16 protein-coding genes are annotated in these 24,038 nt (G+C 45.9%); 2 read left to right on the forward strand and 14 right to left on the reverse strand.

The window, feature by feature from the left end; translation table 11 throughout:
- Positions 1-115: 115 nt before the first annotated feature.
- From FFM70_RS12205 to FFM70_RS12215, 3 genes are all read right to left on the reverse strand, one after another.
- Positions 116-1,792, reverse strand: a complete 1,677-nt coding sequence (locus tag FFM70_RS12205) for a glycoside hydrolase family 13 protein (RefSeq protein WP_137617123.1) — start codon at positions 1,790-1,792, stop codon at positions 116-118.
- A gap of 732 nt (positions 1,793-2,524) precedes the next feature.
- Positions 2,525-3,505 (reverse strand): LacI family DNA-binding transcriptional regulator, encoded by a 981-nt coding sequence (locus tag FFM70_RS12210; RefSeq protein WP_137617124.1) that lies wholly within the window; start codon positions 3,503-3,505, stop codon positions 2,525-2,527.
- A 21-nt stretch (positions 3,506-3,526) separates the two neighbouring features.
- Positions 3,527-4,975, reverse strand: a complete 1,449-nt coding sequence (locus tag FFM70_RS12215; protein WP_137617125.1) for a sucrose-6-phosphate hydrolase — start codon at positions 4,973-4,975, stop codon at positions 3,527-3,529.
- A 256-nt stretch (positions 4,976-5,231) separates the two neighbouring features.
- On the opposite strand from FFM70_RS12215, the gene FFM70_RS12220 reads away from it, so the two are divergent.
- Both FFM70_RS12220 and FFM70_RS12225 read left to right on the forward strand, forming a co-directional pair.
- On the forward strand, positions 5,232-7,190 hold the full coding sequence (locus FFM70_RS12220; protein ID WP_137617126.1) for a sucrose-specific PTS transporter subunit IIBC: 1,959 nt from the start codon (positions 5,232-5,234) through the stop codon (positions 7,188-7,190).
- Between the two features lie 20 nt (positions 7,191-7,210).
- The gene (locus tag FFM70_RS12225) at positions 7,211-9,379 is read left to right on the forward strand and encodes an alpha-galactosidase (protein ID WP_137617127.1); all 2,169 of its coding nucleotides are present in this window, start codon (positions 7,211-7,213) and stop codon (positions 9,377-9,379) included.
- Between the two features lie 314 nt (positions 9,380-9,693).
- Here the strand turns inward: FFM70_RS12225 and FFM70_RS12230 are convergent, their stop codons facing one another.
- From FFM70_RS12230 to FFM70_RS12280, 11 genes are all read right to left on the reverse strand, one after another.
- Complete coding sequence (locus FFM70_RS12230; RefSeq protein ID WP_137617128.1) at positions 9,694-10,194, reverse strand: NUDIX hydrolase; 501 nt, start codon at positions 10,192-10,194, stop codon at positions 9,694-9,696.
- A gap of 481 nt (positions 10,195-10,675) precedes the next feature.
- Entirely contained in the window at positions 10,676-12,955 is a 2,280-nt protein-coding gene (locus tag FFM70_RS12235; RefSeq protein WP_137617129.1) for a glycoside hydrolase family 65 protein, read from the reverse strand.
- A 31-nt stretch (positions 12,956-12,986) separates the two neighbouring features.
- Positions 12,987-14,087, reverse strand: coding sequence for an ABC transporter ATP-binding protein (locus FFM70_RS12240; protein WP_137617130.1), 1,101 nt, complete (start codon positions 14,085-14,087; stop codon positions 12,987-12,989).
- A gap of 100 nt (positions 14,088-14,187) precedes the next feature.
- Positions 14,188-15,510, reverse strand: coding sequence for an alpha-amylase family glycosyl hydrolase (locus FFM70_RS12245; protein ID WP_137617131.1), 1,323 nt, complete (start codon positions 15,508-15,510; stop codon positions 14,188-14,190).
- 39 nt (positions 15,511-15,549) lie between these two features.
- A complete protein-coding gene (locus FFM70_RS12250) occupies positions 15,550-16,374 on the reverse strand; it encodes a DUF1189 domain-containing protein (protein WP_137617132.1) in 825 nt (274 codons plus the stop codon).
- Positions 16,375-16,471: 97 nt separating this feature from the next.
- Positions 16,472-17,257 carry a sugar ABC transporter permease gene (locus FFM70_RS12255; protein WP_171002375.1) on the reverse strand — a complete coding sequence of 262 codons (786 nt, stop codon included), beginning with the start codon at positions 17,255-17,257 and terminating at the stop codon, positions 16,472-16,474.
- A gap of 100 nt (positions 17,258-17,357) precedes the next feature.
- The gene (locus FFM70_RS12260; RefSeq protein WP_137617134.1) at positions 17,358-18,647 is read right to left on the reverse strand and encodes a carbohydrate ABC transporter permease; all 1,290 of its coding nucleotides are present in this window, start codon (positions 18,645-18,647) and stop codon (positions 17,358-17,360) included.
- Positions 18,648-18,763: 116 nt separating this feature from the next.
- Positions 18,764-20,020: an extracellular solute-binding protein gene (locus FFM70_RS12265; protein WP_137617135.1), complete on the reverse strand. Its 1,257-nt coding sequence runs from the start codon at positions 20,018-20,020 to the stop codon at positions 18,764-18,766.
- A 257-nt stretch (positions 20,021-20,277) separates the two neighbouring features.
- Complete coding sequence (locus tag FFM70_RS12270; protein ID WP_137617136.1) at positions 20,278-21,948, reverse strand: alpha-glucosidase; 1,671 nt, start codon at positions 21,946-21,948, stop codon at positions 20,278-20,280.
- A 15-nt stretch (positions 21,949-21,963) separates the two neighbouring features.
- Positions 21,964-22,911, reverse strand: coding sequence for a LacI family DNA-binding transcriptional regulator (locus tag FFM70_RS12275; RefSeq protein ID WP_137617137.1), 948 nt, complete (start codon positions 22,909-22,911; stop codon positions 21,964-21,966).
- Positions 22,912-22,979: 68 nt separating this feature from the next.
- A complete protein-coding gene (locus FFM70_RS12280; protein ID WP_137617138.1) occupies positions 22,980-23,999 on the reverse strand; it encodes a LacI family DNA-binding transcriptional regulator in 1,020 nt (339 codons plus the stop codon).
- Positions 24,000-24,038: the final 39 nt, after the last annotated feature.

Raw genomic sequence — 24,038 nt, forward strand, 5'->3', positions numbered from 1 at the left:
GCATAATAAAATCCCCTTAAGATTGATAGATGAATTATAGTTTTTCATCTGTCAACCTTAAGGGGACTATAGCATTGATTAGATAGGGGCCTTATTTAGTGCTATTCGGTTTAAATTATAACCCATAAACCTTGGCTTCGTATGGTCGCAACTTATTCCCAGCATCATCGTCATAGTTACTGATGATTAATTCTGGTTGGGCTGTTAAAACTGACGTTAAATCCCGTTCAATCGTAGTCGCCGTGAAGTTACAGATCACTAACCAGGTTTTATTTTGCCAACGACGTTCATACATAAAGACGGCCTCATCCGCTGGCAACAATAGCTTGAAGTCTCCCAGTGTAACCAATGGATAGTCGTGCCGTAGCGCAATCAATTTTTGGTAATAATACCAGACTGACTGATGATCCGCTAACGCCGCTTCAACGTTGACCGTTGGATAGTTGGCGTTCACGTTCAGCCAAGGCTGAGCATCACTAAAACCAGCATTAGCTGTCTGATTCCATTGCATCGGTGTCCGAGAATTATCTCGTGAGTTTGCTTCAATTCTCGCCATCATATCTGCTGAGGAAAGTCGGTGCTGATCAGTCACGATTTCTTGATAAGCATTCAGCGTCTCAATATCACGATAGTCTGATAACTGTTTGAAATGGGCATTCGTCATCCCAATTTCTTCACCCTGATAAATATAGGGCGTTCCCTGTAACAAATGTAGGCAGGTCGCTAACATTTTGGCCGAACGTTCCCGATATTGTGGGGTATCATTGCCGAAGCGTGAAACAGCTCGCGGCGTGTCGTGATTATTCCAAAACAAACTATTCCAAGCGGCGCCATGCAGCCCCGTTTGCCACTCATTGATCACTTGCTTTAACCCAACTAACGGCGTTTTCCGGGTACTCCATTTGCCAAAACCATGTTGGCTATTATCCAGTTTTAAATGCTGAAATTCAAAGACCATGTCGAGTTCTTGACTTGTGGTCCCCGCATATTTCAGCGCATCAGCTGGCGTCACGCCGTGGGTTTCGCCAACCGTCATAATGTCATATTTTGACAAGACTTTTTGATGCATTTCTTTCAAAAATTCATGCACGCGCGGCCCATTGGTCACCCGTGAATCGCCGTAGTCGCTATTGGGCTTGGCTGGCCCATCTGGTAGTCCTGGCAACTTCGAGATCTGATTGATAACATCCATCCGAAACCCATCAATCCCCTTGTCCAGCCACCAAGTCATCATGTCATAGATACTTTGACGCAAACGCGGATTTTCCCAGTTTAAATCAGGCTGTTTTTTTGAAAAAATGTGCAAATAGTATTCTTGGGTCTTATCATCATACTGCCAAGCCGAGCCACCAAAGGCTGAATCCCAATTATTAGGAGCCTTTTCGCCATTACCGGCCCGCCAGAAATAAAAATCACGATAAGCATTGTCGCGACTCGCCCGGCTTTGTTTAAACCATGCATGTTCATCTGAAGTATGGTTGACTACCAAATCCATAATAATCCGCAAGTCACGGTCATGTGCCGCCGCTAACAGCCGGTCAAAGTCTGCCATCGTCCCAAACTCACTCGCAATTTTTTGATAGTCACTAATGTCGTAACCATTGTCGTCATTCGGTGATTGATAAATTGGATTCAACCAAATGACATCGATCCCTAATTGTTTTAAATAATCCAGATGGTCGATAATCCCTTGAATATCACCGATACCATCGTGATTCGTATCCTGAAAACTTCGCGGATAAACTTGATAGACAACGGCTTGTTGCCACCACTTGATTGTTGTTTCTGCCACGTCAAATTCCTCCAATTTTTAATTGTTAGTTCATTGCCGCCTCCGAGCCTCGCTGATAACATGCGGTCGCGGGACCGGGCTAAGCCTGAGAAACGTCTTGCCCCTCGCCCGGAACAGTTGCCAAGCCCGCAATTGTCCCGGCCGGTCCGTGGCGTAAGACCGGCAAGAAGAACGCCGGCCAAACGCCACCTTCACGACCGATGCTATCAGCGACGCCCTCCGGCTAGTTAACGTTAAAAAAAGCGATGTGCTTGCTTTTTAACTTGTTCACGCCACTCAAAACGCAAACAAATCCAGACATAACTAGTATGTTTGGTGCCAGTTGGTTTAAATTACCATTCTGGTTGGTCCAGAATTGGCTAGAACGTGGTACCTGCGTTTGGAAACCAAGTGCGGTCTACCACAAGACGGGGGTTATCTAAGTCTGAAAATCACCGACCAAGATAACCGACACCACTGAGCCAATTCTGGCCCGCCCAACGCTAATTAACGAAAATTAACGTTTATCTATTGTCGATCACAAATTTTAGCCGAGAGGTTGGTTGCTAAAATGCTCAGCCGTGTCGTTGGCCTTAGTGCGAGTGGTCTGCTCGGACTTACGCCAAGGCCAGTTTTGAAGACCGCTTTTTGGCTTCAAAATGGCCCACGGCGTTCCAGCATTTTAGTAACCAACCGGCAGGCGGCAATTTCAACTAGCACCAAGCATCACTATCACTGACAACCGGAAGCAAGTTAAGCTGTCGTCCCTTTAATCAATTTCACTGGTAAGGTGTATTTTGCTTCCAACTTGCAATTGGCATCCGCAATCCGTTGTAGCAATAGTGAGACTAACAATGTGCTAATATCCGCCAGCGGTTGTTCAATCGTCGTTAAATTCGGGTGATAATTGCGTATTAACGCCGTGCCGTCGTAACCAACTAAGCGTAGCTCGGTTGGAATCGTCAGCTTTAATTGTTGCGCCACATTCGCAGTCAATAACGCCGTCAAATCGTCACTACAGAAAACACCATTGTAGTCGTGATTCTCTAAAATCGTGCGAATTTCCATAGTTTTTAATGCTGGCGATAATTCGAAAGGTAATTCGTGCACATGTGGTGTCAGACCGTGTTGCGTTAAATAGGCTTCGTAGCCTTCCCGCCGACCATTTGTAGGTGATCCCGCATGACTTTTACCCGTAAAAATGGCAATCTTATCCGCACCAGCTTGTTGTAACGTCTGAGCTGCCAGCCAACCACCATTAAAGTTGTCAGAACTGACGATTGGGACGTTATCAGACAAGTATCGATCAAACGAAATAATCGGTAACCCATACTGCTTATACTCTTCAATGCCGAGGTTATGGGCCCCAGCGATGATGCCATCCACTTGGTTAGCCATCAACATTTGCAGGTAATCGCGCTCTTTTTGCGGATCATCCGCACTATTACACAAAATCACTTTATAATTTTTCGCAAACAAAATTTTTTCAATGCGCGACACGAGTTCAGCGAAAAAAGGATTACTAATATCCGAAAAGATTAAGCCGACTAATTGCGTATTTTTACCTTGTAAAGAACGCGCCATATTATTTGGTTGATAATGTAACTCGCGCATCGCCGCAAAGACTTTCTGTTTCGTCCTTTCACTCAGATAGCCGTGGTCATTGATGACCCGTGAGACGGTCGTCACCGACACCCCAGCGAGTTGTGCGACATCATTTAATTTTGGCTTCATTCAAACCACTCCAATAACACCTTATTTAAGCCAATTCCAGACCGTTCCGGTGACTGCCGCAACGTTCCCAGCTAATTGTAGCTGAGTTGGGGCATCGTCTAAGAAAAAGCGCCCCGTCATCGTTGTATACCCATTATTAATATAGCATTCAAACACTGAGACATCTATGATGAGTCGCAGTTTGAGTTCAGCGTGTGGTTGGACTTGTGCGCGACGGATTTGGCCGTATTTTTCACCAAATGGTCGTCCAGTATGACTACGATCAATCGTCACGGTGCCGGCTTGGGCATCCAAATCAACTAACAAGTAATGATCAGCGTCGGCTGTCATGACCTTTAAACGGATCTGTTCATCCGCCGCTAAGGTGAATTCAGTCTCAAACGCCCCCGTTAAATCATTAACTTTAGCTTGAACTGGCTGGGGGGTCGCCCGTAATTGTGCCGTTTCCGCCACTGGATTCTGATATAAGTGATTGTCTTTTAAAGTCAATTCCTTCACTAAACTTAAACCATGCGCCCAGTTTTCGGCGTCAGTTGGGTAAGCAATTTCTGGCAAACCAATCCAACTCACTGCTAAGGCCCGGCCATCTGGCGCATTGAAGGCTTCGGTCGCATAAACATCAAAACCCGCATCGAGCTGAGTTGGCGCACCGGCTGGGGTGAAGTTCACTTGATCTAAGTCAAACGACTGACCAACTAAAGAAACGTTCGGATAAATATTTTCATAAGCTAAGGTTGCTTGTGGTAAGCCTTGGGGGCAGAAAATCAAAACCGGTTGCCCGTCAATCTCAACCACGTTAGGACATTCCACCATAAAGCCGCGTAAACTGGCTGGCAGATTAAGCTCCCCTTGGAAGTCCCACTGCTGCAAATCGGCACTGTGATACAGCAACACTGCCCCCACTTCAGTCGTCGTTTGCGCACCAATTAAGGCATAATACTGACCATCGCGCTCAAAAAGATAAGGGTCGCGAAACGAGGTCGTATAGCCCGCTGGCGCAGCGTCAATCACTGGCGGCGTGACTTTCTCAACCTGATTATCTGGACCCATCCAGGCCCCAATTTGATAGGAGTGCCGGTTCCAGTCGGCATCGCGAACGTTACCGGTATACATGATAAATAGGCGGTCACCAACTGGCAAAGCTGTCCCAGTATAGGCGCCATGTGAGTCATATTTGGAATCCGGTTGGATCGCCAAACCTTCGTCGTGCCAGTGGATCAAATCTTTAGACGTTACATGCTGCCAAGCCTTCAAACCGTGTACTGGGCCATATGGGAAAACCTGATAAAATAAGTGCCATTGATGGTTAAAATACGAAAAGCCATTTGGATCATTCAAAAGACCAGAAGTTGGTTGAAGATGATGTTGCATGCGCCATTTAGACTGTGCCACTTGGGCTTCTAAAGTTGGCAAAGTTGACTTGGGCCAAGCATTATATGGGGTATATCTCGTTTCACGATTCCAAATCATTAGTTAAAACTCCTCTGACTGTTAATTTAAGTTGACCCCATTATAAAACCGCTTACAGTTGTATGTCAAACGTTTATCATTTTTATACTAATTTTCTGCTATTTTCTGACAAAACACGCTTACCAGTATCTTTTTGGTTCAAAATATTTTTGTGGTAAACGCTTGACATAAATTCAAAACTTGTTATGATTGGTTTTGTAAAGCGCTTGCAAAACGATTTTTTGAAATTAGCAAAACTCAAAAGGAGTGGTCTTAAATGAACCATCAAGCAGTTGCGAACCGCGTTTTAGCCGCGATTGGTAAAAACAATATCCAAGCCGCCGCCCATTGTGCGACCCGTTTACGATTAGTCATCAAGGATGAGTCGAAAATCAATCAGCAGGCTTTAGATGACGATCCCGATGTTAAAGGGACCTTTGAAACTAATGGTCAGTATCAAATCATTATCGGCCCTGGCGACGTTGACCACGTCTACGATGCCCTCATCGCTGAAACCGGTTTAAAAGAAGCAACCCCCGACGATATCAAAGCCGTCGCGAGTGCTGGTCAAAAACGCAATCCATTAATGGACTTTCTTAAAGTGCTATCAGATATTTTTATTCCTATTATTCCAGCATTGGTCGCTGGTGGGCTATTAATGGCTTTGAACAACGTTTTAACCGCGGAACACTTATTCATGGCAAAATCAGTCGTTGAAGTTTATCCCGGTGTCAAAGGGATCGCTGAAATGATCAACGCCATGGCGAGCGCGCCCTTCACCTTCTTACCAATTCTGTTAGGCTTCTCAGCCACAAAACGTTTCGGTGGGAATCCTTATTTGGGGGCTGCCATGGGGATGATCATGGTCTTACCAGACTTGGTCAACGGTTACAGTGTCGCTGCAACCATGGCCGCTGGCAAAATGCCTTATTGGAACGTCTTTGGGTTGCATATTTCCCAAGCCGGCTACCAAGGTCAAGTGTTACCAGTCTTAGCCGTGGCCTTTATCTTAGCCACGTTGGAAAAATTCTTCCACAAACACATCAAAGGGGCTTTCGACTTTACGTTTACCCCCATGTTCTCAATCGTCATTACCGGTTTCTTAACTTTCACGATCGTTGGTCCAGTGCTACGGACAGTCAGTGACGCCTTAACAAACGGTTTAGTCGGCCTTTACAACACAACTGGCTGGATTGGCATGGGGATCTTCGGTCTCTTATATTCCGCAATTGTCATTACTGGGCTGCATCAAACGTTCCCGGCAATTGAAACGCAATTACTTGCAAACGTTGCCACAACTGGTGGCTCATTCATCTTCCCAGTTGCTTCCATGGCTAATATTGGTCAAGGGGCCGCAACGTTAGCCATCTTCTTTGCCACTAAGAGTCAAAAACAAAAGGCTTTGACTTCATCCGCCGGCCTATCAGCGTTACTTGGGATTACTGAGCCTGCCATCTTCGGGGTCAACTTGAAAATGAAATTTCCATTCGTCTTTGGGGCGATTGCTTCTGGGATTGCCTGTGTCTTCTTAGGCTTATTCCACGTCTTAGCTGTTGCCATGGGACCCGCTTCGGTGATTGGGTTCATCTCAATTGCGTCCAAATCAATCCCAGCTTTCATGTTGAGCGCTTTGGTTTCATTCATCGTTGCCTTCGTCCCAACTTTCGTTTATGCTAAACGGACTTTAGGTGACGATCGTGATCAAGCTACAACCACCCCTACAGCAGCCACACCAGCTGTTAGCCTTGTGAGTGATGAAGTTTTAGCCGCTCCCGTGAGTGGAACTGTTGAAAGTCTTCGCGACGTCAATGATCAAGTTTTCTCCGCTGAAATTATGGGTAAAGGGGCCGCTTTCGTCCCAACCGCCGATCAAGTTTTAGCCCCAGCCGATGGGACTATCACCGTCACTTATGACAGCAAACACGCTTATGGTCTCAAAACCACTGATGGCGCCGAAGTCCTGATTCATTTAGGCCTCGATACCGTCAACTTGAATGGTGAACACTTTACTAGCAATGTTAAAAAAGGCGATACCGTCCACCAAGGTGACTTATTAGGGACTTTCGATATTAAAGCGTTAAAAGCCGCTAACTATGATCCAACCGTGATGCTCGTCATCACCAATACCGCTGATTATGCAACTGTTGAACGACTTAAAGCACAACAAGTGACCGCTGGCGACCAAATCGTCGCTTTAACCGAACCAGCTCAAACTGGCGTAGCGGCCGTAATCTAATACACTAAGGAAGGCTGATCATGCCAGTTAAAGTTGATCCAGAAACGGGTTTGATCAACCTTTTTAATGATCAAATCAGTTATGTCATTCAAATTCTAAAGAACCGTTATCCAGTCCATCGTTACTTTGGCGCCGTTTTGACCGATGCTACAGAACTAGCGCCACTACCGAGCGGCAATCATGCGTTTGCCGCCGATACGCAGCCAGATTTCCCTTATTCCGTCACCTCACTCCCCTTGGAATATTCAACGATTGGGAGTGGTGATTATCGGCAACCCGGCTACCTGATTGAAACGCCCGCAAACCAACTGTTGCCAATTTTGACTTACGTTGGCATGCGGGTGACCGATCAGCCCATTAACCCTGACCAGCTGCCCCCAACAGTTGCAGCTGGCACGGACGTGACGACCCTCGTGTTACACCTCGCCGACACGGTTACTGGCCTTAAACTAGCTTTAAATTACACGCTTTTCGACCATTCGCCACTGATCTTGCGAAGTACGACGTTAACTAACACCGGTCAGCAGCCATTGACCGTTCAGACACTCAATAGTCTGCAACTAGATCTCGCCGATGATCACTATGACGCTTTAACGTTTAGTGGCACGCATGCGCATGAAGCAAACCCCACCCTGGCACCTTTGCGTCCCGGAATCCAGTGTCAGCGGAGTCTTCGCGGCACCAGTGGTCCCCAGCAACAACCATTCATGGGGCTTGCCCGACCACATGCTACCGAATTTAGCGGTGAGGTCTTGGGGACGGCCTTAGTTTGGAGTGGTAATTTCCAGGCGGCCGTCGAAGTTGATCAGTACGCCCACTCACGGCTCACACTCGGGCTCGAGCCAACCACGTTTCAATGGCAACTGGCTGCTGGGACTAGTTTCCAATCACCAGAGGCCGTGTTAGCTTGGTCAGATGCGGGCTTCAATGGCTTGTCCCAAGTCTTTCATGACTTTGGCAACCAGCTTCAACCGACACTTGCTACCAGTCCAATTGCCATCAACACTTGGGAAAGTAACTTTTTTGACGTGAACGCCACCAAAGTGAGCCAACTGATTCAGCAAGCCGCCGACCTTGATCTCGAAATGGTCGTGGTCGATGACGGCTGGTTCTTTAATCGAAATGGCGAAAATGGGCAATTAGGCGACTGGCAAGTGGATCCGGTCAAGTTTCCACAGGGCTTACGACCACTTGCTGATCAGGCTCACCAACAAGGACTCAAATTTGGCTTATGGCTTGAGCCAGAGATGATCACGACCAACAGTGCCTTGTACCGTGAGCACCCGGATTGGGTCTTACATTATCAACAGCGCGCCCCAATCACTGCACGGCATCAACTGGTCTTAGATCTATTTCAAACCGCTGTCCGGCAACATCTGCTCACGACGATTACGGGGTTGATTGAGACCAATCAACTTGACTATCTAAAGTGGGATATGAATCGCCATTTAACGCAAGTTGGCAACGATTGGCTTCCTAGCAGCCAACAAGGTGAACTGTACACACGTTATGTGTTAGGGCTCTACACCTTGCTCAACCAACTACGCGCCCGTTTTCCAGAATTGATTATCGAAAACTGTTCGGCCGGCGGTGGTCGCCTTGATTTCGGCATGCTCGCTTATACAAACCAAACTTGGTTGAGCGACCTCACCGACCCAGTCGACCGCGCAAAAATCGAGAATGGCTTTAGTTATCTCTTTCCGCCGTCGTGTTTCAGTACGCACGTCTCCGCGTCACCGAATGGTCAAAATGGTCGATTCACGCCGTTGCAGACGCGCCTAAACTTGGCAACAATCGGCAACCTTGGTTTTGAAATGGCCTTAGACACGTTAACCCCCGCCGAGCGTCAAGTCGTGATGACGCAGATCAAGCAAGCTAAAGTCTGGCAACCACGCTTCAATAACGCCCGGTTTTACCGGCTTACCGATTGGCGCGACCAGCCTGATTGTCAGGCCTGGCTACTGGTCACACGTGACCAACGACAAGCGCTATGCTTCTATACCACTGGCTTAAGTTCAGCGGTTAAAGTGCCAACCCAGCTGCCACTGCACTATTTGGCTGACCAACGTCACTATTTGGTTCACGGGCACTCGTTTAGCGGACAAACCTTGAACCACGTTGGCTTGACGATGCCGCCAGCAAAGCAGGATTTTGAAAGTCAGTTGCTTTGGTTACAACCAGCTGAATAAGCATCACATTAAAACGTTAAAAAGCGAGCCTAGTGCTCGCTTTTTTGTCACTTGCTTTAGCCAGCTGCCATGTAAGGATCAACGCTGATTTTCACACGGCACACCTTATCTAGCAGGATTCATTCAAAATGCCTAAATCTTTACAGTTTTCATACACAAGCTACATCATAACTATGTATACCCTGCGTATATTAAAAGGTGAAACAAACGTATCACCCCCTGAGGTATTTTTAGAACTTAACTTGCGAGTTCGTAACCCACAAAAGCCGCCAAGACTTTCGACAGTCTTGACGGCGCTTTTGTGTTTTAGCCACTTAGAATACAGGTTTAGTTAATACTGACCAGGTTTCAAAATACTGATCACAGGGATCAAAATGACGCTGGTTTTTAAGATATTCGATTGCTTTTAAAACCAATGGCGAGGCGTTGTCCAGCGTCAATTGATCAAGGCTCATTGCCACCGCCCCTAACGCATCTTGTCCGACAAATTGTGGCACCACCGTTGCAAGACTTCCCGTATATTGCGTAATCTCGTAAAACACACAAATATGCTGATTAAACGTCCAATGTTGATAACACCACGGATAACGAAAACTGGTCGTACCAAGCTGGACAGCCCGTTCAACGGTCAGCTGGGTTTCTTCATGAATCTCACGACCAATCGCACGGTTCAATGGCTCACCATCATCCAAACTGCCGCCGGGTAAATCATAACGATTTAGATACGGACCACCCGTCTTCTTGATCACCACTAATTGACTATTGATCGTGATGATGCCGTAAACCCCAAAAGCATGATGAAATTTTTTACTCATACGAACCCCCTCCTTTAGTCACTGATGCACCAAATCAAATAACACCATTTGTCTCAAAACAGTTAACTAGCTATGCTTAGTGCTAGTTGAAATTGCCGCCTGCCGGTTGGTTGCTAAATGACTGAACTAAAAATAATTAATCGTTAATTTTTTAATAGCTGTTAATTAACGTCGGGCGGGCCAGAATTGGCTCAGTGGTGTCGTTTATCTTGGTCGGTGATTTTCCGACTTAGATAAAGCCCGGCTTGGAAGACCGCTCTTTGGCTTCCAAACGTGGCCACCACGTTCCAGCCAATTCTGGCCCAACCAGAGTGGCAATTTAAATTAACTAGCAACGACCGGAGCGGCAACTAATTCTAACCGCCTAAAAAGGCCTGCACCAGTTAATGAGTGCAGGTCCTATTTAGGAGTAGGTTAGAATGAAAGTTAGGTCATTCTAGGTTTTAGGGCTTGATTTCAACAAGTTTCGGACACGTCGAAATCAAGCTTTGGTCGTCGCTGTAACCTTGTCTTTCAAGATCACATCTTCGCCATTTAGTTCAATTGTTAAAGCATCGCCACTAACCAACTCAACCGTCGTCTGTTTTTGATCAACATCGACTTTTAACAACCGTCCCCGGAAGTTAACGTGGAATTGATAATGTGACCATTCTTTTGGTGCAAATGGGGCAAAGGACAATTTGCCGTCCCGGACGCGCATGCCAGCGAAACCTTGGACAATCGCTAACCATGAACCAGTCATGGACGTAATGTGTAAGCCATCGACCGTATCATTGTTGTAGTTATCCAAGTCTAAACGAGCAGTCCGTTGATACATTTCAACGGCTTTGTCTTCATAATGGAGATCAGCCGCTAAAATTGCATGCACAGCGGGTGACAAACTTGATTCGTGAACCGTTAATGGTTCGTAGAAATCAAAGTTAGCCTTCTTTTGCGCCGTCGTAAAGTGATCCATGAAGTAGTAGATACCTTGTAGCACATCGGCTTGCTTGATATATGGTGACCGCAAAATGTGATCCCATGACCAGTGTTGGTTGATTGGCCGTTGATCCGCTGGAATTGATGAAGCTGGCTTCAAATCTTTATCCAAGAACGTATCATTTTGAACAAAGATGCCTAACTTATCATCATGTGGGAAGTACATCCGATCAACAATATCTTGCCACTTGGCTAATTCGTCGGCACTCACATTCAAAGCGTCGCGTTTGGCATCGTCGACCTTCTTCAAGCTTGCCAACGTGTATTGCAACGTCCAGCGAGCCAAGAAGTTCGTGTACCAGTTATTGTTAACGTTATTTTCGTATTCATTAGGCCCAGTGACCCCGTGAATCATATATTGTTGCTTACGTTCAGAGAAGTGTACCCGATCAGCCCAGAACCGTGAAATGGCGGTTAAGACATCGATACCCTTTTCCTTCAAGTAAGTTTCATCGCCGGTGTAACGAGTGTAGTTATAGATGGCATAAGCGATTGAGCCATTCCGATGAATTTCTTCAAAGGTGATTTCCCATTCGTTATGGCATTCGATCCCGTTAAAGGTCACCATTGGGAAGAGTGCCCCATCAAGGCCTTGCATCTTCGCGTTATGGAACGCACCGTCCAATTGATTGTAACGGTATTCCAACAAGTTTTCGGTCACTTTTGGTTTGGCTAATGAGAGATAGAACGGTACCCCGAAGGCTTCAGTGTCCCAATAAGTGGCACCACCGTACTTTTCACCCGTGAACCCTTTAGGCCCAAGGTTCAAGCGCTTGTCTTCACCATAATAAGTGGAGAATAACTGGAATAAGTTAAAGCGAATTCCTTGTTGTGCCGCATCGTCGCCGTCGATTTCAACATCGGCTAATTGCCAACGTTTCTCCCAAACAGCGACGTGCGCCTTGAGCAAGTCTTCATAACTTTGCGTATGGACCATTTCAGCCAACTTCGCCATTCCGGCACGTAAGGCACGCATGTCTGAGTAATCCCGCGAGGTCACCACAATGACCCGTTTTTCAAAGTTCTTAGTCTCATCAGGCGCTAAGGTCCCCCGGAAAATATTGGTGACCGCTTTTTCCGTATCTGGCGCATTGGAGCCACGGAAGTCCGTGAGATGCATCATTTGCATGCCTAAGGTAAAGCGTGGCGTCCCAAAGTCATTCGGCTTCGTTTCAGCGACCATACTACCACCAGTCACCGCATGACTCTTGTCGAGCACTTGCCAGAATTGCTCGTCATAGTTGGCATCTTCATTGAAGACATCCGCATCAATCTGTGAAATGAAGCCGATTTGGACGGGCTCATCGCTCAAATTATGCACACTATAGTGCACATCGAATAATTCCTTTTGGGCGACACTGACAAACCGATCAATCATGAATTGTACGCGCTTCTCACCCTTGGTCACGATAAATGACCGCCGTAAAACGCCGGTGTGCATATCCAAATCAATCGTAAAGTCACTGATTGCGTCTTTCGCTAAGTCAACTTGGTCGCCATCAATCGTTAAATTGACTTTGATGAAGTTGACGGCATTGATGACTTTCCCGAAATAATCCGGATAGCCATTCTTCCACCAGCCAACGCGAGTCTTGTCTGGATACCAGACCCCGCCGATGTAGATGCCTTTCAAGGTGTCATTGGAATAATGTTCCTCAAACATCCCACGCATCCCCATATAACCGTTCCCGATACTGGTCATACTTTCTTGTAACCGTTTATCCGTTGGCACTAATTCATGACTAATGACGTGCCACGGGTCAACCTCAAAAATACGTTTCATTTAGATACGTCCTCCTAAATACCCCGCTTTATTAGCGAATAACATCCTGAGTTTCTGGATCAAAGAAGTGAGCCTTGCTCATTTCAAAAGCAACATCGACATTTTCACCTGGATTACGATAATCACGGGCATCAACCCGAGCGGTAAACTTCGATTGACCAGCCGTGCAATAGAGCATGGTTTCGGCACCTAAGAATTCAGAAACAACCACTTTTGTGTGCACGATTTGATCTGGCATGGCGTCTAAGGCCACTCTTTCAGCGTGGATATCTTCTGGACGAATCCCAACGGTGATGTGTTTGCCATTGTAAGCGCCTAAAGTCTTTAACCGACCTTCTGGCACCGCAACATCCAAGCCTTTACCATCACTGACATGCCCATCATGTAAGGTCGCTTCAAAGAAGTTCATCGATGGCGAGCCCATGAACCCAGCAACGAACTTGTTAACTGGTTCATTGTAAAGTTGATGTGGCGTTCCAACTTGCATGATCTTCCCGTCATTCATGATGACGATCCGATCAGCCATGGTCATCGCTTCAATTTGATCATGCGTCACATAGATCATATTCGTCTTTAAACGTTGGTGCATTTGGGCGATCGTCGTCCGCATATCGACCCGCAATTTAGCATCCAAGTTTGATAAAGGTTCATCAAGCAAGAAGGTTCCGGCATCCCGCACAATCGCACGGCCTAACGCGACCCGTTGCCGTTGCCCACCAGAAAGGTTCGCTGGCCGACGTTGCAAGAAATCGGTTAGTCCTAATTGTTCAGCGGCATTGTCGACCCGCTTCTTGATTTCTGATTGACTGTAAGTCTTTCGAATTTGTAACCCGAAGGCCATGTTATCGAAGACCGTCATATTTGGATACAACGCGTAAGTTTGGAAAACCATGGCGATATCACGGTTCTTAGGTTCAACATCGTTCATGATTTGACCATTCATCTTCAAATCACCTTTGGTAATATCTTCCAAACCGGCAATCATCCGTAACGTGGTTGATTTACCACAGCCAGATGGTCCGATGAAGAAGACAAATTCACCATCTTTAATTTCAAGATTCATATCAGTAACAGAATACTTTTCGTTACCTTCGTATTTTTTATAAATGTGTTCGAGATTCATTTCAACCATCGAAAGCCACTCCCTTGTCTGTCGTTTCTAACTACATCCTAAGCGCAACTCGGCCGCAACCGGTTGCTTTTTACTTTAAAAACAAAGCTGCCTTAACAGCTTAGTTTGATTGATCGGCAACTTTGCCAGTTGTCGCTTTAATTGTGTGTTTAATCAGAACTGGTTGACCCTTAACGGCTAACTCGCCCGCCGTCACGGTCACGGCTTGATCCGTCAGCAGATTGTTATAGTCGCCAGCGGCTAAGTCCGTTTTAACCGTGGTAACTTGACCCTTTAACGGTAACCAAGCGACCAATTCTTCACCATTGCCGCGGTAGGTCACTTTAATGACCCCCTCGTTAGCAACCGCTAATTGATAGTCGTTTGCGGACATAATCGGGTCACGTTTGATGGCCACTAATTTTTGAATTAGCGCCGTCATATCACCATGCCGATCATCAACGATCACATCTTTATCAAACAAGGACGGTTGATGTTCTGCCAAGAATTCTTGACCCGCATAGAGCTGTGGAATGCCCCGTTGGAGGAAGATCCACGTTAAATTATTAATTGCTTCCGCATCACTATGCATCATGCTCATCATCCGCGCATTGTCATGATTTTCAAGGAACCGCATCTTCAGATAGTTGGCTGGGAACCAAGTATCTTGCCGCTGCAGCAAGTCGATATAACGATCAACGGTCGAACGGCCATTCCAATAATCTTTGAAATCACCGAAAACATCGTAATCGTAAGTCATGTCAAAGGCTTGATAAAGTTCACTGTCGGATAAGCCGGTGAACCCTTGTGCCCGTAGTTCTTGAATGAAGCCCGTGCCAGCTGATTCAGCCAACCAAAGGGTCCCAGGATGTTTGGCGTTTACTTGCTGACGCGCAGCTAACCAAAAATCGAGGGGAACCAATGGGGCCACGTCGCAACGGAACCCATCCACAAATTGACTCCAGTAGAGCAAGGTATCGATTTGATATTGCCATAAATCATGATGACCATAATCTAAATCTTTAACATCGCTCCAGTCGCCAACTTTGTTACTCAAATTACCATCAGCGTCATGGTAGAACCATTCAGGATGTTCAGTTGCCAAGACAGAGTCTGGTGAAGTGTGATTATAAACGATGTCCAGCATGACCTTTAAGCCTAATTCATGGGCTTTTTCAGTCAACGCTTTGAAATCATCTAACGTCCCATATTCCGGATTGATGCCCCGATAGTCTTTGATCGCATAAGGCGAGCCTAACGTGCCCTTCCGGTTAACTTCACCAATCGGATTAATTGGTAATAACCACAGAATGTCGGTCCCTAAATCTTTGATCCGTTGTAAATCAGCAGTGACTGCTGAGAATTTGCCAGATTTAGAATAATTACGAACAAAAACACAATAGATTAGTTTTTGGCGTAAATCCGTATTCGTTTCAAGTGCCATTTAATTTCCTCATTTCTAACTGTTAAACTGGTCGACAACTTACATCAACGCTGTTTTATCAACATCTTTAAATTTAGTTTTCATGTAAACCCATAAGACCACGAACGCGAGACTCAAAGATTGGACGGTCAATTCAATCGTCACATCAAAGTGAATCAACCCGATGACCATCGCAATTAAACTCCCAATCCCCATCATCGCTAAGGTCGTATTAACGGCTTCGCGGAAGTTGCGGATATCGGTAATCTTATTGTGACGAGAAAGTAGTAGGAATACTGCCGCCCCGTTCACGAGGATCAAGTTGACCCCCACGATGATCATGCCCAAAGTCATCAACATAAAGAGTCCAATCATGACTTTGTTACTCTGATACCAAGAATCCACGAGAAACGCATGCGCGTCTTTGTGAACTTGGTGTCGCGTGGCATATTTGGCTTTGAACTGACTACCGACTGACTGAATATCGAAGCCCGTCGCATGCAAGTTGATCACATTTTTACGACCGGCACGATCCGCTTTGGTCAAATTGAACCCCGCCACATTCGTTTTAGTCTTAATGATCACGGCATGTTGCACGTCCTTGAATTCACGATCTTGATAAGTCATTTTGTTCAAAGCGGTTTGCATCTGATTACTCTTTGCCATGTTGTCAATCTGTGGTAAGAACGGCTGCAGATTAAAATTCGTTTGATGATTATAGTAAAACGGAATCGGCATCAACATCACCGCAGTTAAGAAGAGAAACAAAACAATAATTTGTAACCAGTTATAACTATTTCGATTTGTAAACATTCTTCGAGGTGAGAAGAGGCTACCGAAAAACCGAACAGGGAACGAAATGGTTCCTTTAGTTGTTGTCTGCATCAAAATTCACCTCTACTAATATTTTCAACTCACAAAGTCGCTGCCCACCGCGTTCCAGCCCGTCTCGGCGGATGGTGTGCGGCAAAGCAGCCACTAACTAACCCTTACTACCACCAGCGAGCAATCCGGAAACGAAGAAGCGTTGCAGGTAGAAGAACAAGGCCGCAATTGGGAAGGCAACCAGAATGGCCCCTGCCGAGAATAAGACGACTTGTTGGTTCTGGGCGTTATTAATGAACGTTTGTAACCCCACGGCAACCGTGTAATGCGATTCGGAGGTCAACAAGAACTTCGCCATCAGGTAATCTTGCACTGGTGACATGAAGGCCCATAACGCTTGAACGGCGATCATTGGTTTAACAAGTGGTAAGACGATTGACCAGAAGATCTTGAAGTTACCGGCACCATCCAACTTAGCAGACTCATCCAAGTCGTAAGGGACATTGTCGAAGTAACCTTTCATCAACCAAGTGTTTTGTGGAATCCCACCACCAATGTAAATAGCGGTTAAGAACCAGTAGTGGTCCAACGCGTTTAACATGTTAGCCAAAACGTAGTAAGCCGTTAAAGCGGCCATTGTTGGGACCATTTGGATGACGATGAAGAAGGTCAAACTGAATTTCTTACCGGCAAAACGGTAACGACTGTAAACATAACCAGCCAAAGTAACAACGATAACTTGAATGACCATACATGAAATCGAAATGACCATCGTGTTCAAGTACCAACTCCCGTACAGGGTTGACGTGAATAACGTCTTAAAGTTGGCTAGAGTCCATTTACCACCAAAGTCTAAAACGAAAGCTTGGACGTTGGCATCTTTAAACGCCGTGATAAACGTGATTAAAACGGGATAGATAATAATAATTCCCAAGACAACCATGTAGAAGTAGGTCCAGAATTGCTTCCAGAAACGATGCCGACGCGCGGTGTTTTGCTTTGAATTGGCATTTTTAGGTGCTACTGCTGTATTATCCATAACATCAGTCCTCCATTTCAAATGCGTGCGTCTTCTTGAAGACAATCAACGAAATCCCAATGACTAAGACGGAGATGATCAAGGTAACGGCGGCCGCTAGTGAATACTGTGGCGACGTCCCAGTGGTCAACTTGTAAATCCAAGAAATCAGGATATCCGTCCCACCAGCGTTGGCACCGACATCGCCGGGACCACCTTGGTTAAACAGATAGATCATCGAGAAGTTATTGAAGTTGAACGTGTATTGTGTGACGAAGATTGGCGCTGCAATCGCAAAGATGGTTGGTAACGTAATCTTGCGGAACTTTTGGATAACCGTGGCCCCATCCAAGGTAGCAGCTTCGTATAAATCGTCCGGAATAGCTTGTAAGATCCCCGTAATCATCACATAAATGTATGGGAAACCTAACCAGCCTTGAATTAAAATAATGGCAACTTTCGTCCAGAACGTATCCGTCATCCAGTGGATTGGTGCAATGTGGGCAAATGGGACTAACGTGTTCCATAAGCCGATGACTTGCACGTTGATCGCACCAGCGGAATCGTTGAAGATATTTGAAAAACTCATGATGGAAACGAATGCTGGAATCGCCCATGGTAATAGGAAGATAACCCCAAAAATCCGCTTGAACTTGATGAATTTTTGGTTGGCGATCACCGCCGTGGCGATCCCGATAATAATTTGTAACGTCGTGGCACAAACTGTCCAGATAACCGTCCAACCGAAGACAGCGCTGAAAGTGGCCCGATAACTACTTAAGAAGAACATTTGCGTAAAGTTCTTGAAGCCGACCCAATCCAACAGCATTGCCGGTGGAATGTGGGCAAAGTCATAGTTGGTGAACGCCATCAACAACGTAACAACGACTGGGAAGACGATCGTGAAGATCATCAAGAGATAAGCTGGCGTTGTTAGTAAATAAGCAAACCCGCCACCTAATAGGTTTGAACCAAGTTCTTTAAACGTATGTGAAACTGTTTTCCCGTTATTGATCAATTCCGCAACGTGTTTCGCATCATATAAGTTTGCGATGTAGAACACGATGAAGACAATGGTTACTAAGATTTGTAACGTCCCATAAATCATCATGAACAGGGAGTTGTCTTCCATTGAAACTGACCCTAAAGTGAACAGGTTAGCGAACGCACTAACCCCAACTAAAGCGAATTCGGCGATGAAGAGGGCCAAGATGACCAGCATCATGACACCCTTGATCTTTTGACCATTATAGAATTGCCCTAGACCGGGAATAATTGACAGGCGTTGCGCTTTTTTAACATCTTTTTTCTGCATGTCGCCCGTACCCCTTTCCGAATAAATCCTAAATTAAGTGTACTTTTTTCTTTTGAAAAGGGCTGAGACAAAACGAATTTTGTTTCAGCCCCCTTCGAACTATTTAAGTTGATTGACTATTTATCGTATTTCTGCGAAATGTTAGTCTTGATGGTCTTAGTTGCTTTATTAGCAGCTTGCTTTGGTGTCATCTTACCAGCGGCAGCATTGGTCATCATCGTTTGAGCTGGTGTCCAAACTTCAGCCATTTGTGGCAAGTTGATCAAAGGAACATCTTTGTCATATTGCTTTGATACGGCAGCAGCCATGGCATCGCCACTATCAGAAGCGGTCTTACGTGCAACAGTGTTGGCAGGAATTTCGCCAGTCTTCTTGTAGAATGACTTTTGGTTAGCATTGTTTGAAATGAAGTCTAACCATTTCTGTGCAGCAGTCTTGTTCTTGCTGTAGTTTGAGATTGCCCAAGCTTTACCACCGGCAAACGCTTGATAATCCTTACCATTGGTCAAAGTTGGTAATACGGCAACACCGTAGTCAACTTTAGACTTCTTGTAAGTTGCGGCCATCCAAGGACCGTCAATCACAGCAGCTGTTTTACCAGTTGTGAATTGTTGCGTCACAAAGTTTTCGTTTGATGTAACGTTTTGCATCCCACTTGGCCAGTACTTAGTGAACCACTTGGTCATGTATGATAGTCCTTCAACGGCACCAGCATTGTTCAAACCAATCTTCTTGTAATTGGTGTTGTTGTCGCCGAAGACGTAACCACCGTAGCCTTTAATAACCCCAAATGAGTTATAGAAGTTAGTCCATTGTGTTAAGAAGGCCACGTTCTTAGTCTTATCGTTAGCGTAAGCATATTTGCTGTTTTGCGCTAATTTTTCTAATTCAGTGAAGTTCTTAGGTGCGTTCTTCAACAATTTCTTGTTGTAGTACAAGACGTCAGATTCAATTGTTACAGGTGAAGCGTAAACCTTGCCCTTGTATGTAACGGACTTTTTACCAACTGCATTGTAACGACCAGATGCTAATTTAGCCGTTGTCAATTGGCCTTGTGACGCCATTTGACCAACCCGGTCGTATGGTGCCATCAAAACGTCAGGCCCTTTCCCAGATGGGCCATCCAACTTCAAAGCATCGTCTTCATCAAGCATTGCCTTGTATGAAACCTTAACTTTGACATTGTACTTCTTTTCGAACTTAGGTATTACTGACTTCATATATGACTTATATGAAGGATCAGCAGATACCTTCAAGGTCTTGCCCATCTTTGATGAACTTGACGATGATGATTTACTATTACCACAACCTACAAGCGTGAGTGCCAAGCCAGTGGCTAAGACACCCATCCCCAACTTCTTCCAAGTACTCATAGTTCTTCCTCCTTGCGGATAACTTAATTCGTTTACATAAGTTATTATGCAACTGTGCAAACGCTTTCGCAAGCGATTTCGTAATGTTAACGTTAACAAAATAAACCAAAAAATAACTCTCAGCCGTCAAAAATGCTGAGAGTTATTGTCGCTGTAAGGATTAGACCGATTTATCAAAAAATCATTCTAATCGTTTATTAATATTAACTCTTTTGTATCTAGACCAATTATGAAACTCGATGCATTTTCTTGCACGCCTAGGCCTTAACGACCAAATTGCTCCAAGCTGGTAACGTGACGGTCCGGTCAGCAACCGTGGCGCCACCTTGACCTAGTAAGACTTGTTTGGCCGCAAATGGCAACGTGTATGTCTGTGCTTTGCTGGTTAGGTTGCAAACGATTGCGGCTTGATGCTGACCGTTATCGACCAAGTACGTAAATAGTTGGTCATCGCTTGGTAACATCACAAATTTACCCGCTGCAAATAACGGTTGCCGCTTAAGTCCGAGTAGCGCCCGATAGTAGTTCAGAACACTGTCAGGGTCTTTAGCTTCGTCGGCAGCATTCATGGCATCCGTGTCACCATGTTTCCATGGCAAATGATTTGAAAAGCCATGATAAGCGGTCTCGTCCCACTGCATGGGGCCACGACCAGCCATTTTGTGCGTCCGATTAAGCATTGTCATGATCTCGGCATCCGTCTTGCCCGCCGCTTTAGCACTGGCGGCAAATTCTGGCACGGTTTGGTCTTCGAAGTCGGCCAAGTCGGTATAACGAATATTGGTCAAGCCAATTTCTTCGCCGTAATAGATGATGGGAATCCCCGGTTGCAGATAAAGTAAGGTCGCTAAGGATTTCGCACTTTGCTTTGGATAGTTGGCATCGCCATAGCGCGTTGCCACCCGCGCCATATCATGGTTATTCCAATAAAGCGTCGGTAAGCTGACCCCATTTAAAGCCGCTTGAATCCCGACAGTATGCTGCTTGTACGTCGTCACGTCCATTGGGCGCGGTTGGAACGTGTCATTGAAACTAGGATCATTCACGGAATCGTCATCCGCAAACGTCTTGAAAGTAATGACATTATCGCATTCATCCGTCCCCGGCTTGGTGTAATCGACCATCAAATGAGGATCAGCTGACGACGCTTCCCCCACGACATAGGTCTCTGGGTGCTTAGCCTTGATTGCGGCCACAAAGTCATGTAAATATTGATGAACTTTTGGTAAATGGGCATAGAACATATCTGAAATAATTGGCGTCTGATCACCGGTTTTGCTAGGGTATGTTTGCCGAAAATCGGCTTTGGCTAGATGAATAAAGGCATCCAACCGTAAGCCATCAATGCCTTTTTCAACCCAAAATTCCGCAACGTCGCGCATGGCTTGTTGCACAGCGGGATTTTGCCAGTTTAAATCGGGCATCCGCTTATCAAACAAATGGAAATAATACTGACCCGTGCCGGCCGGATCTTTCGCCCAGACGCTGCCGCCAAAGAACGAGCCCCAATTGTTGGGGCGACCACCATCGGCTGCCGGATCTTGCCACAAATAGTAATCTCGGTAAGGGCTCTTGGGGTCAGCAATCGCCTGCTGGAACCAAGGATGTTGGTCTGAGGTATGATTCAAGACAAAGTCAAAAATGAGATACATGCCGTTTGCATGCACCGTTTTAATCAACGTTTCCACTTCAGCCATCGTCCCTAAACTGGGATCAACTTGGTAGTAATCTGAAACGTCATAACCATTATCCACTTGCGGGGACTGATAGATCGGATTGAGCCACAGTGTCGTGATCCCTAACTTTTTCAAATAAGGCACTTTCGCCGTGATCCCAGGAATATCGCCAATTCCGTCATGATTACTGTCGTTAAAACTCTTCGGATAAATTTGATAAATCGTCTGTTGGTCATACCAATGCTTGTTCATGCTGTAAACTCCTCTTTAACGTGTCGATTCTGCAATCGACAATTTTGATTTCACAATAACTTTTGTTTGTTCGGGCTGCGGCTGATTAATCTTGGTCAGTAATAGTTTGGCCGCAGCTTGCCCCATGGCTTCTAGCGGCTGCTTCATCGTGGTTAAGCGTTTTGACGCCACTTGATTCAAGAGCATGCCGTCGAACCCAATCACGCCGAAATCTTCTGGGACGCGTCCGCCATGCAGCAGAATGCCATCCTCTATCCCGATAGCTAAGCGGTCACTGGCACAAATAAAAGCCGTATTAGGGGTCATCGTCGCCCAATGTTCATCAATATACTTGGTGGCGACATGACCATGATTGGCTAAGCGCACCACTTCAGCGGGTAAATGCTTTTCGGCCATCAGCTCGCGAAAGCCCTGTTCACGATCCAGTTCAAACGGCTTATCCGCCGCGATCCCGATAAAGATCAGGCGCGTGTAGCCACGATGTAGGGCGTACATCGTGCTGTCACGAATCGCTTGATAGTTGTCCGTATCCACATAGTCATAGCCCTTTAAGTTGCGACCAAAAAAGACTACGGGTTGTTGCAATTGCTTGACCCAAGCGTAATCTTCATCACGAATCCCCGTTAAAATGTACCCATCACACTCGCCAACTTCATAAGAGTTGCGCGTTGCCAGCTGGAGCGCATACTGATGCCGGTTCAGCTCATTGGCAATGCCGGCTAACAACATCATATAGTAGGGCTCAGTTGTATCCATATCCTCGAAAATCGTCAACTTAATCACGCGGGTACACCGGCTCACCAACGCCCGCGCCGCCGCATTCGGCTGATAATTCAAGTCACGCATGACTTGCGAAATAGCCGATCGTAATTCCGGTCGGACCTGTTCCGGGTGATTAATTGTCCGCGAAACGGTCATTTTGGAAACATTTGCGCGTTGTGCGACGTCATTTAACGTTGCCATAACCAAAACTCCCCCTTTAATCGTAAAAGCACCGTAGCCAATGGTGACGCTACAGCGCTAACGGCCCACTACAATAATTTTTTAACTTGATGCACAGAATGACGCTTAATAATTTGGTGTGGGACGATGACCGCCGTTGAAAGTTCATCTTTGGGACGATCTGCAATGGCAATCTTCGCGGCTTCTTCACCCAAACGTTGCGGAAAGACCGCGATCGACGTTAAAGTCGGGTGCGCCAATTCCGAAAAGATTGAATTATTAAAGCCAATTAGCGAAAACTGCTTAACTTTCCACTCGGCGTCATTGTGCAAAACTTGCTGCAACTTCAAAGCCATCATATCGTCAACGGCCACAAACGCCGTCACGTCTGGATAATTTTTAAAGAATTTATGTAAGGCTTGCACACCCGTTTCATGGCTTTCAAAGCGTTCTGACAAGATAATATTCGGCAACTGATGTTGCATCATCACCCGTTGATACCCCAACATGCGGTCACCCTGAACCATTTTCGAGAGATCTGAACACAAGAAACAAATCCGGCGATGCCCGTGATCGAGCAAATATTGCGCCGCATCCGTCCCAGCTTGCACGTTGTCATTATCAACGTATGAGATCCGGTTAACATCGTGATACGGTTTCCCAATCACGACATAATGCACGTCAAACTGATTTAACCGTTCGACAACGGGATCATTCTTCTCCGAATATAATAGAATAAAGTTGCGAATATGTCCCTGCGCAATCATCACATCGATGTTGTGTACGAGCTCATCGCTAGAAATCCCCGTCGCTAAAGTCGTCATCGACCCATTTTGACTACAAACCTCATTAATGCCACGAATCATTTCCAAGAAGAATGGATTCGAGAAAATTTCATGATGATCGACCGGCAAAACGACCCCAATCGTATTGCTGGCCTTGGTTGCTAAATTTTGCGCGTTAAAATCCGGTGCGTAATTCAAGGCGCGTGCCGCCTTAACTACTTTTTCCCGTGTTGGCTGACTAATAATCTTGCTGCCATGCAACGCGCGTGACGCCGTCGATGGCGATACCCCTGCACGCTGGGCAACATCCTTGATTGTTGCCATATTACTGCCTCCAATCCGAATACATTACTGCTTAAATAT

It is taken from the genome of Lactiplantibacillus nangangensis, from assembly GCF_005405065.1.
GTDB lineage: Bacteria > Bacillota > Bacilli > Lactobacillales > Lactobacillaceae > Lactiplantibacillus > Lactiplantibacillus nangangensis.